Source organism: Janthinobacterium sp. BJB401 (assembly GCF_013372745.1).
Lineage (GTDB): Bacteria > Pseudomonadota > Gammaproteobacteria > Burkholderiales > Burkholderiaceae_D > Janthinobacterium > Janthinobacterium rivuli.
In genome coordinates, this window is the sequence record NZ_JABXFH010000040.1 from 11990 (window position 1) to 25229 (window position 13240).

Annotated in this window: 12 protein-coding genes; all 12 read right to left on the reverse strand. The window is 61.4% G+C overall.

Annotated features, from left to right (window positions below; genetic code table 11):
• Positions 1-22: 22 nt before the first annotated feature.
• The gene (locus HWE17_RS21595) at positions 23-748 is read right to left on the reverse strand and encodes a hypothetical protein (RefSeq protein WP_035820743.1); all 726 of its coding nucleotides are present in this window, start codon (positions 746-748) and stop codon (positions 23-25) included.
• A 16-nt stretch (positions 749-764) separates the two neighbouring features.
• Positions 765-1862 carry a cell division protein ZapE gene (gene zapE, locus HWE17_RS21600; protein WP_035820745.1) on the reverse strand — a complete coding sequence of 366 codons (1098 nt, stop codon included), beginning with the start codon at positions 1860-1862 and terminating at the stop codon, positions 765-767.
• 70 nt (positions 1863-1932) lie between these two features.
• The gene (lpdA, locus tag HWE17_RS21605) at positions 1933-3363 is read right to left on the reverse strand and encodes a dihydrolipoyl dehydrogenase (protein WP_035820749.1); all 1431 of its coding nucleotides are present in this window, start codon (positions 3361-3363) and stop codon (positions 1933-1935) included.
• The gene (locus HWE17_RS21610; protein ID WP_176390183.1) at positions 3353-3736 is read right to left on the reverse strand and encodes a PspC domain-containing protein; all 384 of its coding nucleotides are present in this window, start codon (positions 3734-3736) and stop codon (positions 3353-3355) included. The genes lpdA and HWE17_RS21610 overlap by 11 nt, the downstream gene beginning before the upstream one ends.
• A 94-nt stretch (positions 3737-3830) precedes the next feature.
• Positions 3831-5087: a 2-oxoglutarate dehydrogenase complex dihydrolipoyllysine-residue succinyltransferase gene (gene odhB / locus HWE17_RS21615; RefSeq protein ID WP_099400300.1), complete on the reverse strand. Its 1257-nt coding sequence runs from the start codon at positions 5085-5087 to the stop codon at positions 3831-3833.
• A gap of 116 nt (positions 5088-5203) precedes the next feature.
• Positions 5204-8056 carry a 2-oxoglutarate dehydrogenase E1 component gene (locus HWE17_RS21620; protein ID WP_034752063.1) on the reverse strand — a complete coding sequence of 951 codons (2853 nt, stop codon included), beginning with the start codon at positions 8054-8056 and terminating at the stop codon, positions 5204-5206.
• A gap of 257 nt (positions 8057-8313) precedes the next feature.
• Complete coding sequence (locus HWE17_RS21625; RefSeq protein ID WP_176390184.1) at positions 8314-9288, reverse strand: LysR family transcriptional regulator; 975 nt, start codon at positions 9286-9288, stop codon at positions 8314-8316.
• Between the two features lie 202 nt (positions 9289-9490).
• Positions 9491-10033 (reverse strand): NAD(P)H-dependent oxidoreductase, encoded by a 543-nt coding sequence (locus HWE17_RS21630; RefSeq protein ID WP_255206343.1) that lies wholly within the window; start codon positions 10031-10033, stop codon positions 9491-9493.
• Positions 10034-10264: 231 nt separating this feature from the next.
• Positions 10265-10606 carry a helix-turn-helix domain-containing protein gene (locus HWE17_RS21635; RefSeq protein ID WP_035820757.1) on the reverse strand — a complete coding sequence of 114 codons (342 nt, stop codon included), beginning with the start codon at positions 10604-10606 and terminating at the stop codon, positions 10265-10267.
• 97 nt (positions 10607-10703) lie between these two features.
• Positions 10704-12005, reverse strand: a complete 1302-nt coding sequence (gene gltA / locus HWE17_RS21640) for a citrate synthase (RefSeq protein ID WP_035820759.1) — start codon at positions 12003-12005, stop codon at positions 10704-10706.
• 121 nt (positions 12006-12126) lie between these two features.
• On the reverse strand, positions 12127-12408 hold the full coding sequence (locus HWE17_RS21645) for a succinate dehydrogenase assembly factor 2 (RefSeq protein ID WP_034752073.1): 282 nt from the start codon (positions 12406-12408) through the stop codon (positions 12127-12129).
• 117 nt (positions 12409-12525) lie between these two features.
• A complete protein-coding gene (locus HWE17_RS21650; protein ID WP_034752075.1) occupies positions 12526-13236 on the reverse strand; it encodes a succinate dehydrogenase iron-sulfur subunit in 711 nt (236 codons plus the stop codon).
• Positions 13237-13240: the final 4 nt, after the last annotated feature.

Below are 13240 nucleotides of genomic sequence, written 5' to 3' on the forward strand. Positions count from 1 at the left end.
GCGTGCCCCTGCGCGGGAAGGCTTATTTGGCCGGCGGCACAGGCACAGGCGCAGCAACGGCCGGCGTGCTGGCAGCGGCGGCCGCCTTGGCAGCCTTGGCCTGCGCTTCGGCCTGGCGCTCGGCCAGGCGTTGCGCCACCCGCTTCTGGCGCGCCACGGCGTCAGCCTGTTTTTTCGCATATTGCGCTTCACGGGCCGCGCGGTGCGGCGCATCGGCAGCGTCGGCGGCGGCCTGTTTCGCCACCTTCGCCGCATGCTCGGCTTCGCGCTCGGCAACGCTCTTGCCTTGCGGCTTGGGCGGCGCCGGCTCGGGCGTGACCACTTTCACGGGCTTGGGCACGGCCGCGGCGCGCTGCTCGGCATCGAGGCGCGCGCTTTCCTGCGTGCGGGCCAAATCGATATCGCGCAGGCGCACGGACTCGGCGCGCTTGAAGTAGTTCGCTTCCGCTTCGACGGCGCGCAGGCGCACGAGGATCAAACGGCGCTTTTCCTTGGCCGTGTCCAGGCAGTTATTGACGAAAAACTTGTCGTAGCACTCCAGTTCGCGCACGGCAAACTCGTTTTCCGCCGCCGCGCGCTCGCTGGCGACCTGCTTCAGCTTGGCGTCCGCCTCGTCCACCGACAAGGTGGCTGGCACCTGCGGCGCGCCGACTTCATCCAATGCCGGAGCACCCTGGTGGGCGCAGGCGGACAACGCCAGGACCAGGCCCAGCGCCGCACCCAGCTTGTATAGTGTATTTGCCATCATGTTCCTTATCCCTGCCTCAAACGATCGCGTCGGCCGCGCCGCGCTGTTCTTTTTCCATGTATTCGCGCGATTGCATCTCGATGATACGCGAAACGGTGCGGTGAAACTCGTTGGCCAGCATGCCGTTCGTGTACAGCTCATCAGGCGCCACTTCGGCCGACATGATCAGCTTGACCTTCTGGTCGTAAAACACGTCGATCAGCCAGGTGAAGCGGCGCGCCTCGGACGACTGCGCCGCCGACATGGCCGGTATGCCGGACAATATCACCGTATGGAAGCGGCTGGCGATTTCCAGATAATCATTTTGCGAACGGGGACCGCCGCACAGGGTGGCGAAGTCGAACCAGATGATGCCGCCGGCGCGGCGCAGGCAATGGATTTCGCGGCTCTCGATGCGGATGCGCGCGTCTTCGTCGGCCGTTTCGGCGATGCGCGTGTAGGCGTCGCGCAGGGCCTTGTCGGTATCGGCTCCCAGCGGGGTATAGTAACTTTCCACCTGTTCCAGCGCGCGGCCGCGGTAATCGACGCCGGCGTCGACGTTCATCACGTCGAGCTTGTCCTTGAGCAGTGCGATGGTCGGCAGCATGCGGTCGCGGTGCAGGCCATCCGGATACAGCAAGTCCGGATCGTAATTCGAGGTCATGATGAAGGACACGCCGTTGGCGAACAGGGCCGACAGCAGGTTGTACAGGATCATCGCGTCGGCGATGTCCGAGACGTGGAATTCATCGAAACAGATGAGGCGGTATTTCTTGGCGATGCGCTTGGCGACCTCGTCGAGCGGGTCGGCCACGCCTTTCAATTCATCGAGCTGCTGGTGCACGCCGCGCATGAATTCATGGAAGTGCAAGCGCGTCTTGCGCACCAGGGGCACGACCGAGTAAAAACTGTCCATCAGGAACGATTTGCCGCGCCCTACCCCACCCCACATGTACACGCCTTTCGGCACGGCAGGACGGTTCAGCAGGCGCTTGAAGGTGCTCGATCGCTGGCCCTTGTAGGCCACCCACTCGTCATAGCACAGCTGCAGGCGGTCGACCGCGCGCCGCTGGGCGGCATCGGCCTTGAAATCACGCTTCTGCAACGCGTGCTGGTAAAACTCTTCTACGTTCATGGGATTCGCTTTAACGCACAAGGGCGCCGGCGGAAAAAATCCGCGAGCGCCCCTGCTGGACTAACTACAATTAAAAGTTCAACGTGCGCTTGTCAACCGCCAGTGCCGCTTCCTTGGTCGCTTCCGACAGGGATGGGTGAGCGTGGCAGATGCGCGCGATGTCTTCGGCCGAGGCCTTGAATTCCATCGCCACGACGGCTTCAGAAATCAGTTCGGAGGCCATCGGGCCGACGATGTGCACGCCGAGGATTTCATCGGTGGTCGCATCGGCCAGGAATTTCACCATGCCCGAGGTGTCGCCCAGCGCGCGCGCACGGCCGTTGGCCATGAACGGGAAGGTGCCGGCCTTGTAGGCGATGCCTTCGGCCTTCAGGGTTTGCTCGGTCTTGCCGACCCACGCGATTTCCGGCGAAGTGTAGATCACCCAAGGAATCGTGTTGAAGTTGGTGTGGCCATGCTGGCCGGCGATACGCTCGGCCACGGCAACGCCTTCTTCTTCGGCCTTGTGCGCCAGCATCGGGCCGCGCACAACGTCACCCACCGCCCAGACGTTCGGCAGGTTGGTCTTGCAGTCGCCATCGACGGCGATGAAGCCGCGTTCGTCCAGCTGCAGGCCGACTTTATCGGCGCCCAGGCCGTTCGTGTTCGGCGTGCGGCCGATCGAGATGATCAGTTTGTCGAACACGGCTTTTTGCGCTTCGCCCTTGGCGTCAACGAATTCCACGGTGACGTCTTTCTTGCCTGGCGTGATCGCACCGATCTTGCAACCGAGGTTGATCTTCAAGCCTTGCTTGGTGAACAGCTTCGACGCTTCCTTGGCGATCTGCTCGTCGACGGCGCCCAGGAAGACCGGCAGGCCTTCGAGCACGGTGACGTCGGAACCCAGGCGGCGCCATACGCTACCCATTTCCAGGCCGATCACGCCGGCGCCGATGACGCCCAGCTTGGCTGGTACGGCGTCGATGGCCAGTGCGCCCGTGTTCGACAGGATCAGTTTCTCGTCGAATGGTGCGCCCGGCAGTTCGCGTGCGTTCGAACCCGTGGCGATGACCACGTGCTTGGCGCTCAGGGTTTCGTTGGCTTCGCCCGTCACGCTGATCTCATACGCGCCAGCGGCGGCGGCGGCAAAAGCGGCGCGGCCGTGGAAGAAGGCGATCTTGTTCTTCTTGAACAGGTACAGGATGCCGTCGTTGTTTTGCTTGACGACGGTGTCTTTACGCTTGAGCATCTGGCCCAGGTTCAGCTTCAGGCCGGCGACGTCGATACCGTGCTCGGCGAAGCTGTGGCCCGCGTGTTCGAAATGCTCGGACGATTGCAGCAGCGCTTTCGACGGGATGCAGCCGACGTTGGTGCAGGTACCGCCAGGCGCGGCGCCGCCCTTGGCGTTCGACCACTCGTCGACGCAAGCGACGGAAAAGCCCAGCTGCGCTGCGCGGATGGCGGCGATGTAGCCGCCAGGGCCCGCACCGATGACAACTACGTCAAATTGTTTAGTACTCATGTTTTGTTATTCCAATCTCTTCGTCTGGTACGAAAATCCACAATAGAAGGTAAATCACCACGCCGAAGCCGAAGGTCAATGTAAACAGGACGAAGACGAGGCGCCAGATCCACGCTTCCATGCCGGAAGCGCGTCCCAGGCCGCCGCAGACGCCGCCGAGCCAGCGGTCGTTGCGCGAACGGCGCAGGCGGTTGAATTCCTGCACCAGGTCGTTCGACGGGCCGGGGGCCGCATCGGCGCCGGACGCGTTGTCCGGCTTGTCCAGGTTGATATTGCTCAGGAGCTTGGCTTTCGCTTGCGCGAATTCCGCGTCGCTCAGGGCGCCCGCCAGGTGCAACTCGTGCAGACGCTTGATTTCTTCAGAGACGTTCATGGGAATCCTCTTTCATTGAGATCAGCCAGCTGCGTCTTCTGGCAAGGGGTATCAGCTACATTGCCCCGGCGGCGACACCGGGGGACTACGGTGCTTACAGGTCCAGCAGCAGGCGTGCAGGATCTTCCAGCGCTTCTTTCATCGCCACCAGACCCAGGACGGCTTCGCGGCCGTCGATGATGCGGTGGTCGTAGGACATGGCCAGGTAGTTCATCGGACGCACCACGATCTGGCCGTTTTCAACAACAGCGCGGTCCTTGGTCGCATGCACGCCCAGGATGGCCGATTGTGGCGGGTTGATGATCGGGGTCGACAGCATGGAGCCGAAGGTGCCGCCGTTCGAGATCGAGAACGTGCCGCCCGTCAGGTCGTCCAGGGTCAGCTTGCCTTCCTTGGCTTTCGCGCCGAATTCACCGATTTTTTTCTCGATGTCGGCGATCGACAGCTGGTCCGCGTTGCGGATGATAGGCACGACCAGGCCGCGTGGCGAACCGACAGCGATACCGATGTCGAAGTAGCCGTGGTAAACGATGTCGTTGCCATCAACGGAGGCATTGATGATCGGGTACTTTTTCAGGGCGGCGACGGCGGCCTTGACGAAGAAGGACATGAAGCCCAGCTTGACGCCGTGCTCTTTCTCGAACTTGTCCTTGTACTTGTTGCGCAGGTCGATGACCGGCTGCATGTTCACTTCATTGAACGTGGTCAGGATGGCGTTCGTCGATTGCGATTGCAGCAGGCGCTCGGCGATACGTGCGCGCAGGCGGCTCATCGGCACGCGCTCTTCAGGGCGGTCGCCCAGGCTGGCGGCCGACGGCGTGGCAACTTGTTGCAGCGCTGGCTTGGCAGCGGCTGGCGCCAGTGGCGCGACAGCTGGCTTGGCGGAAGCGGCCAGGGCGTCGCCCTTGGTCACGCGGCCGTCTTTGCCCGAACCGGCGACGTCGCCAGCGGACAGGCCTTTTTCGGACAGGATCTTGGCAGCGGCAGGCATGGCGACATCACCTTTGGTCGCGGCGGCTGGCGCCGAAGCGGTCGATGCGTCTTGCGCAGCGGCAGCCAGGGCTGGTGCAGGCACGGCCGACACTTCCATCGGGCTGACCTTGGCCGAGCCGTCGGTGTCGATGATGGCGATGACTTCGCCGGCAACGACGGTGGCGCCGTCAGCCTTGATGATTTGCACGATCACGCCAGCGGCAGGCGCCGGCAGTTCCAGCACGACTTTGTCGGTTTCGATATCGATCATGTTTTCGTCGCGCGCAACTGCTTCGCCGACTTTCTTGTGCCATGCCAGCAAGGTCGCTTCTGCAACCGATTCCGACAACTGGGGAACTTTGACTTCGATTTGTGCCATGTAAAACTCCGTTTATTTTGTTATTGCGGCGCCGCCCCTGCGTAGCAAGGGCGGCGCTCCGTCATGATGTATGCAAGCAGGCGCCATGCATGTGCACGGCGCCCTTATCCTGCCACTTACTTGGTCAGGATAAAACCCTTCAGCTTCGAGAATGCCGTTTCCAGCAGATCTTTTTGCTGGGCGTAGTGCTTGTCATAGTAACCGACAGCAGGCGACGCCGAAGCAGGACGGCCGGCGTAGGCCAGACGCTGACCCGATTCCAGGCCTTCGAAGATGTTGTGCTGGATCTGGAACCAGGCGCCCTGGTTTTGCGGCTCGTCCTGCGCCCAGACGACTTCGACCAGGTTCGGGAACTTCTTCAGTTCAGCAGCGAACGACTTGTGCGGGAACGGATACAGCTGTTCCAGGCGCACGATGGCCGTGTCGGTCTGGCCACGGGTCTTGCGTGCGTTGACCAGGTCGTAGTAGACCTTGCCCGAGCAGGCGACCACGCGCTTGACTTTCTTGGCGTCGATTTTGTCGTCGACTTCGCCGATGACGGTCTGGAAACCACCCTTGGCCAGGTCGGTCAGCGGCGAACCGGCATCCTTGTTGCGCAACAGCGACTTCGGCGTCAGGATGACCAGCGGCTTGCGGAACTGGCGCACCATCTGGCGGCGCAGCAAATGGAAGATCTGCGAAGCCGTCGTCGGCTGCACTACTTGCATGTTGTTGTCTGCGCACAGCTGCAGGAAACGCTCAGGACGCGCGGACGAGTGCTCAGGACCCTGGCCTTCGTAACCGTGCGGCAGCATCATGACCAGGCCCGAAGCGCGGCCCCACTTCACTTCGCCGGAGCTGATGAATTGGTCGATCACCACTTGCGCGCCGTTGGCGAAGTCGCCGAACTGGGCTTCCCAGATCGTCAGCGTGTTCGGTTCAGCGGTCGAGTAGCCGTATTCGAAGGCCAGTACGGCTTCTTCGGACAGCACCGAGTCGATGACGGTGAACGGCGCCTGGTTGTCCGACACGTTTTGCAGCGGAATGTAGGTACCTGCATCCCAACGCTCGCGGTTTTGATCGTGCAAGACGGCGTGGCGGTGCACGAAGGTGCCCCGGCCGGCATCCTGGCCCGTCAGGCGGATGGCGTAGCCGGACGATACCAGCGAGGCGTAGGCCAGGTGTTCGCCCATGCCCCAGTCCAGGTTCATTTCGCCACGGCCCATGGTGCCGCGGTCGCCCAGTACTTTTTCAACCAGCGAGTGGACCTTGAAGTCTTCCGGCACGGTGGTGATGCGGGTGGCCAGGCGTTTCAGTTCCGTCATCGGCACGGCGGTGTCGGCCGAATCGGTCCATTTCTTGTTCAGGAACGGCAGCCAGTCGACGGCGTACTTGTTCTTGAAGTTCGAGATGACCGGATCGACGGTATGCTTGCCGGCGTCCATGGCGTCGCGGAAGGCGGCCACCATCTTGTCGCCGCCATCGGCAGGGATCACGCCTTGCGCCACCAGCTTGTCCGCGTACAGCTTGCGGGTGCCTGGATGCTGGCCGATCTTCTTGTACATCAGTGGCTGCGTCAGTGCCGGCGTGTCTTGCTCGTTGTGGCCAAGCTTGCGGTAGCAGATGATGTCGAGGACGATGTCCTTCTTGAATTCCATGCGGTAGTCGAGCGCGATCTGCGTCGCCAGCACCACGGCTTCCGGATCATCGGCGTTGATGTGCAGGACCGGTGCTTCGATCATCTTGACGACGTCCGAGCAGTACAGGGTCGAGCGGGCATCGCGCGGATCCGAGGTGGTGAAACCGATCTGGTTGTTGATCACGATATGCACCGTGCCGCCGGTATGGTAGCCACGGGTTTGCGCCAGATTCAGCGTTTCCATGACCACGCCCTGGCCGGCGAAAGCGGCATCGCCGTGCACCAGGATAGGCAGCACTTGCGCGCCCTGCGCATCGCCGCGGCGATCCATGCGGGCCTTGACGGAACCTTCGACCACAGGGTTGACGATTTCCAGGTGCGACGGGTTGAACGCCAGCGACAGGTGGACCGGGCCGCCCGCGGTGGAGATGTCCGACGAGAAGCCTTGATGGTATTTCACGTCGCCGGCAGGCAGGTCGTCGCCATGCTTGCCTTCGAATTCTTCGAACAGTTCCTGCGGCGCTTTGCCCAAGGTGTTCACCAGCACGTTCAGGCGGCCGCGGTGGGCCATGCCGATGACGATTTCCTGCACGCCTTTTTCGCCGGCGCGCTGGATGGTTTCATCCATCGAGGCGATGAAGGTTTCGCCGCCTTCCAGGGAGAAGCGCTTCTGGCCCACGTAGCGGGTGTGCAGATAGCGTTCCAGGCCTTCAGCCGCGGTCAGGCGGTCGAGGATGTGGATTTTTTTCTCTGGGGTGAAATTCGGGGTGGAGCGGATCGATTCCAGTTTCTCTTGCAGCCAGCGCTTTTCGGCCGGGTCGGAGATGTACATGAATTCGGCGCCGATCGAACGCGTGTAGGTATCGCGCAGATAATTCAGCAGATCGCGCAGGGTGGCGGTCTCGGGGCCAAAATAGGTATTGCTGATGTTGAACACGGTGTCCATGTCCGCGTCGGTGAAACCGTAGAAGCTCGGCTCCAGTTCCGGGATCATCGGACGTTCCTGGCGTTGCAGCGGATCCAGATTGGCCCAGTGCGAACCGAGGTAGCGGTAAGCGGCGATCAGCTGCGTGGCGGCGACGCGCTTGCGGCCCATTTCGGCATCGAAGGAAGCGGTTACTGTGCGGATCGGACCAGCTTTTGCGCGCTCGGCGAACGAGGCGACGACGGAGGCATGCGCCACGTCAGGCTTGTTGGTGCCATCGACGGCAGGCACGTGCTGCATTGCGTCGAAGTAGGAACGCCAGTTATCGGGTACCGAGCCTGGGTTGTTCAGATACGCCTCGTACAGGTCTTCCACGTACGGAGCATTCCCACCGAACAGGTAGGAGTTGGTCGTTAATTGCTGCATATATTGCTCACCTTTCTTCGCGCTTCGCGAGGAATTAGCGGGTTAATCTAACCTTCCGCGACACGGCCTGACCGGTTAGCGGATTGCACATCAAGTTGTGGGGAAGGGCTTTTATATTGCACCAGCATTCTGCATACCGTCATTTAGAATAGCACGCGGTATTGTAACGCAACAACGACTAGTTGAATTTTATTTGGCAAGCAAATGTAAGCTGTGTTGTTGATTTTCCCGGGCTTGCAAGCCTGTCACTGTTATGCTTACAACACATCGGCGACCCTGCCGGCGTGCCGCTTGCGCCCAACTGGTCTGCCCGGCAACGGTGCCGCCGCGATGGCCGCAAGCCAATCGGCATCGCCGGCAAACCACTCCACCAGAAAGTCGAGCATGGTGCGCAGCAGGGGCGACATGTGCTGGCGCGAGGTGTAGACGCCGTAGATGCCCATGTCCTGCGGCTGGTACGCGGGCAGCAGCTCCACCAGTTGCCCGCTGGCGATCAGCGGCGCGGCCGAAAAGCGCGGCTGCATGGCGATGCCCGCCCCCGCCACCGTGGCCACCAGCAACACCAGCGATTCATTCGCCGACAGGCGGCCGCTGACGGGGACAGTGAGCGCTTCCCCGTCATGTGTAAATTGCCACAGGCTCTTGCCGAAATACGTGTACGTCAGGCAGTTGTGCAGGGCCAGGTCCTCCGCCCGGCGCGGCGTGCCGTGCGCCGCGAGGTACGATGGTGCGGCGCACACCACCGAGGCGCAGCTGGCCAGCTGGCGCGCGATCAGATTCGGCTCGAGCGCGTTGGTGATGCGGATCGCCAGGTCGATGCGCTGCTCCACCAGGTTGACGGCGCGGTTCTCCATCTGCAGGTCGACGGCGGCGCGCGGGTAGCGCCGCAGGTAAGCGGTTACTGCGCCAGCGAGCGCCGTCTGCGCCAAGGATTGCGAGCAGGTGATGCGCAGCAAACCGTGCGGCGTGTCGAGGCCCTCGGGCGAAGTGACGGCCATGGCGCCGGCCACTTCCAGCATCTGCCGGCAGCGCGCCAAGGTGGTCTCGCCCGCATCCGTCAGACTCAGACGGCGGGTGGTGCGATGCAACAGGCGCGCCCCCGCCCACGCTTCCATCTCGGCCAGATAGCGCGTCACCATGGCGCGCGACATGTCGAGCGCCTCGCTGGCGGCCACCATGCTGCCACGCTCGGCGATGGCGACGAATACTTGTGCGGCGGTGATACGGTCCATGCGGTACTCCCTTGATTCGTCCGATCCATGCAACTAAGTATTGCAATCTACCCTATTTGTCGCGCCTGGTCGAAAGAATAATATGTTTGCACGCGCCGCCCGCCTCCTCCCGCACCCGGGCAACCTTTCCGATGCGGCGCAGTTAGCGCACACCATCGCCACGACCGGCCAGCGGCATTGAACTGAAGCTGGAGCAGTGCCCTTACAAGGTAGCCAGGAAGCGCTCATACGCTTGCGCGCTGCGCGCCAGCCGCCCGGCATAGTCCGGCTCCTTCGGCCCGTCTTCCGCGCCATAGAAGGCAAAGAAGCGGCGGTTGTCGGCGCCGATGTACGCCAGGGTCACATCGAACGGCACCAGCAGCTGCGCCACGGTGACGTGCCACTTGCCTTCCGGCGTGAAATCGTCCTCGCGGATGCCGGCCGTCACAGCCAGCGCCACTTTTCTCCCCTTGAAGGCATCGCCGCCCATGCCATAGGCCCAGCCATACGCCAGCACCTCGTCGAGCCATTGCTTGAGCATGGGCGGGCAGTTGAACCAGTACACGGGGAACTGCAAGACCACGTTGGCGTGCGCCTCCACCAGCGCCTGCTCGCGCGCCACGTCGATATTTCCATCAGGGTAAGCCTGGTGCACGTCGTGGATGGTGTAGCGGTCGGGATACTGCGCCAACTCCTGCAGCCAGCGCTTGTTGGCGACCGACGTGCCGATGGAGGGATGGAAGACGATAACGAGAGTTTTCATCATGCTGCTTTCCTGAAAATGGGTGGATGCACCGGCCCCGCGTTCACAGAAAAGCAGGCAAGCCGGTACCCTGCCCCGTGGCGCATGGCGCATGGCACATGACCGTGCGCCAGCAGAGGCAAAAACAGCATAACCATCGCGAGTACTTTTCACAAGTACGCACATTAACTAACCATACAGGAGGAAAAGTAAGTTACTTGGCCATGCAAAGCCCCTTGGGCATGCGCATCCGAGTCAAACTGGCTGGTGCCGCTCACCCCATTCGCACAGGGTATGCAACACGGGGATCAGCGAGGCGCCCTTGCTGGAGAGCGAATATTCCACCTTGGGCGGCACTTGCGGATATTCCTTGCGCACGATCAGCGCATCCGCTTCCAGCTCCTTCAGCACGACGCTGAGGGTCTTGAAGGCGATGCCGCCGAGATGGCGCTTGAGTTCGTTATGCCGCAGCACGGTGTTTTCCGCCAGCGCATACAGGATCAGCATCTTGTACTTGCCGCCGATCAGCGACAAGGTGTAGCCGAAGGCCGTATCGCCGAGGGCCACGCCGCCGGGGGCGCAGGTGTCTTCATTCATCGCGTTGTATTTCCTGTGGATCCAGGGCCCGAGCATAACAGCCCGGCATAAAAAAACGGGCCGAAGCCCGTTTTTGTTTGCTCGATACCGCTCTGGATTAACGCTTGTCCAGTGGCAGTACTTCACGCGTGGTCGAACCGACGAACAGCTGGCGCGGACGGCCGATTTTTTGCTCTGGGTCGGCGATCATTTCGTTCCACTGGGCGATCCAGCCGATCGTACGGGCCATAGCGAAGATACCGGTGAACAGCGACACAGGGATGCCCAGCGCCGATTGCACGATGCCCGAGTAGAAGTCGACGTTCGGGTACAGTTTGCGCGACACGAAGTATTCGTCGTTCAGTGCAATCTTTTCCAGTTCCATCGCCAGCTTGAACAGCGGGTCGTCTTGCAGACCCAGTTCTTGCAACACTTCGTAGCAGGTTTCACGCATCAGCTTGGCGCGTGGATCGAAGTTCTTGTACACGCGGTGGCCAAAGCCCATCAGCTTGACGCCGGAGTTCTTGTCCTTGACTTGCTCGATGAAGGCAGGGATGTTCTCGACGGTGCCGATTTCTTTCAGCATGTTGAGTGCCGCTTCGTTGGCGCCGCCGTGGGCAGGGCCCCACAGGCAGGCGATACCGGCAGCGATACAGGCGAACGGATTGGCGCCCGACGAACCGGCCAGACGGACGGTCGATGTCGATGCGTTTTGCTCGTGGTCCGCGTGCAGGATCAGGATGCGGTCCAGGGCGCGCACCAGCACGTCGTTGACCTTGTACTCTTCGCACGGATTGGCGAACATCATGTGCATGAAGTTGGCGCTGTACGACAGGTCGTTGCGTGGGTACACGAACGGCTGGCCGACCGAGTACTTGTAGGTCATGGCGACCAGGGTTGGCATCTTGGCGATCAGGCGGATGGCCGACACTTCGCGGTGACGCGGGTCGTTGATGTCCAGCGAATCATGGTAGAACGATGCCAGCGCGCCAACGGTGCCCACCAGGACCGACATCGGATGCGCGTCGCGGCGGAAGCCACGGAAGAAGAATTGCATCTGTTCGTGCACCATCGTGTGCTTGGTGACGGTGTCGACGAACTTGGCTTTCTGGGCCGCGTTCGGCAGTTCGCCGTTCAGCAGCAGGTAGCACGATTCCATGAAGTCGGCGTTGACGGCCAACTGTTCGATCGGGTAACCACGGTACAGCAGCTCGCCCTTGTCGCCGTCGATGTAGGTGATCGACGAGTTACAGGCGGCCGTCGACATAAAGCCTGGGTCGTAGGTGAACTTGCCGCTACCGGCGTACAGTTTGCGGATGTCGATGACGTCCGGGCCAACCGTGCCTTTGTAGATTGGAAATTCAAGCGATGGGCTGCCATCGGAGAACGACAGGGTAGCTTTTGTGTCAGAGATATTCATGGGCTCTTCCTTCTCGGGAGTGAGTCGAAATTAAAATCAAAAATTCTGGCTGCAATTCGCACCGCATTCGGCAGTGCTACAGCGCGCCACTCGCACCGTTTGCAATATATCGCCCAGGCGTCTAGGCAATGCGCAGTCGTTGCAGCAGTGCGCGCACATGCGGCAGATCGACTTCGCCTTCCGGCTCTTTACGGGCCAGTACCAGATCCATTAACGCATTGTCCGATAAATCCAGCAAACGCGTCAGCGCGTCAACTTCTTCATCGGTCAATTCGGTTTCATACGCATCGAGAAAACGGGTCAGGATAATGTCGTTTTCCAGCAGGCCACGGCGTGAACGCCAGCGCAGGCGGGCGCGGTTGGCCGGGTCGGCCTGATGCGAGGACAAAATTGATTCTGTCATTTGGTTTACCACTTTACGTGTGCCTTGCGGCACGGTGCTGCTTTGCAGGCGCCGCCTGCAGGCAAGAGAGGATACCCTCTTCCCGCAAACGGCGCCCGGCGGATGCGATCAGGGGGATCAGATCGCGCGGCGGACCATCAATTCCTTGATCTTGCCGATCGCCTTGTTCGGGTTCAACCCTTTCGGGCAGACGTCGACGCAGTTCATGATCGAATGGCAGCGGAACAGGCGGTACGGGTCTTCCAGGTTGTCCAGACGCGCGCCGGTGGCTTCGTCGCGCGAATCGGCGATGAAGCGGTAGGCTTGCAGCAGGCCAGCCGGGCCGACGAATTTGTCCGGATTCCACCAGAACGACGGGCACGACGTGGAGCAGCATGCGCACAGGATGCACTCGTACAGGCCATCGAGTTCTTCGCGCTGTTCCGGCGACTGCAGGCGCTCTTTTTCAGGCGGGATCGAATCGTTGATCAGGAAAGGCTTGATCGAATCGTACTGCTTGAAAAATTGCGTCATGTCGACGATCAGGTCGCGGATGACTGGCAAGCCTGGCAACGGACGCAGCACGATAGGCTCCGACAGTTCGTTCAGGTTGGTGGTGCATGCCAGGCCGTTCTTGCCGTTGATGTTCATCGCGTCCGAACCGCACACGCCTTCGCGGCACGAGCGGCGCAGGGCCAGCGAGTCATCGACGTCCGCCTTGATGCGCTGCAGTGCGTCGAGCAGCATCTTGTCGGTGTCTTTCAGTTCGACCGTCAGGTCTTGCATGTACGGCTTGGCATCCTGGTCAGGATCGTAGCGGTAGATTTTGAATTTAAGAGTGCGTGCCATGGTA

Bases quoted from the DNA above. Each gene is read 5' to 3' on its own strand.
- HWE17_RS21595 (WP_035820743.1), bottom strand. From the start codon at position 748: ATGATGGCAAATACACTATACAAGCTGGGTGCGGCGCTGGGCCTGGTC.
- zapE (WP_035820745.1), bottom strand. From the start codon at position 1,862: ATGAACGTAGAAGAGTTTTACCAGCACGCGTTGCAGAAGCGTGATTTC.
- lpdA (WP_035820749.1), bottom strand. From the start codon at position 3,363: ATGAGTACTAAACAATTTGACGTAGTTGTCATCGGTGCGGGCCCTGGC.
- HWE17_RS21610 (WP_176390183.1), bottom strand. From the start codon at position 3,736: ATGAACGTCTCTGAAGAAATCAAGCGTCTGCACGAGTTGCACCTGGCG.
- odhB (WP_099400300.1), bottom strand. From the start codon at position 5,087: ATGGCACAAATCGAAGTCAAAGTTCCCCAGTTGTCGGAATCGGTTGCA.
- HWE17_RS21620 (WP_034752063.1), bottom strand. From the start codon at position 8,056: ATGCAGCAATTAACGACCAACTCCTACCTGTTCGGTGGGAATGCTCCG.
- HWE17_RS21625 (WP_176390184.1), bottom strand. From the start codon at position 9,288: ATGGACCGTATCACCGCCGCACAAGTATTCGTCGCCATCGCCGAGCGT.
- HWE17_RS21630 (WP_255206343.1), bottom strand. From the start codon at position 10,033: ATGATGAAAACTCTCGTTATCGTCTTCCATCCCTCCATCGGCACGTCG.
- HWE17_RS21635 (WP_035820757.1), bottom strand. From the start codon at position 10,606: ATGAATGAAGACACCTGCGCCCCCGGCGGCGTGGCCCTCGGCGATACG.
- gltA (WP_035820759.1), bottom strand. From the start codon at position 12,005: ATGAATATCTCTGACACAAAAGCTACCCTGTCGTTCTCCGATGGCAGC.
- HWE17_RS21645 (WP_034752073.1), bottom strand. From the start codon at position 12,408: ATGACAGAATCAATTTTGTCCTCGCATCAGGCCGACCCGGCCAACCGC.
- HWE17_RS21650 (WP_034752075.1), bottom strand. From the start codon at position 13,236: ATGGCACGCACTCTTAAATTCAAAATCTACCGCTACGATCCTGACCAG.